The organism is Achromobacter sp. GbtcB20 (assembly GCF_019091095.1).
GTDB classification, from domain to species: Bacteria; Pseudomonadota; Gammaproteobacteria; order Burkholderiales; family Burkholderiaceae_B; genus Achromobacter; species Achromobacter mucicolens.
This window is the reverse complement of sequence record NZ_JAGXJZ010000387.1, coordinates 1-315: the sequence shown is the minus strand read 5'-3', so window position 1 is coordinate 315 and position 315 is coordinate 1. Positions and strand designations below refer to the sequence as shown.

General features: G+C 66.7%; 1 pseudogene. It reads left to right on the top strand.

Features of this window, described 5'->3' with window-relative positions:
- Positions 1-258, top strand: a pseudogene (locus tag KVT32_RS29445) (type 1 glutamine amidotransferase domain-containing protein); the annotation flags it as partial.
- Positions 259-315 lie beyond the last annotated feature (57 nt).

The window sequence follows — 315 nt, the reverse complement described above, 5'->3', positions numbered from 1 at the left end:
GGCGAGGGCGGCGCGCCCCTGGACCAGGGCAAGCGCGTGACGGGTTTCACCAATACCGAGGAGGCGGCCGTGGGCCTCACCGATGTCGTGCCTTTCCTGGTCGAGGACATGCTGGTCAAGAACGGCGGCCAGTACAGCAAGGCCGAGGACTGGGCGCCGTATGTCGTCACCGATGGCCTGCTGGTCACGGGGCAGAATCCGGCGTCGTCGGAGCCGGGGGCGCAAGCACTGCTGGCGCTGTTGAACAGGCGTTCCTGAGCGCCTTGCATTTCCGGCCCCAAAAACCATGGGGTCGGTTATAATGGGGGCTGGCGG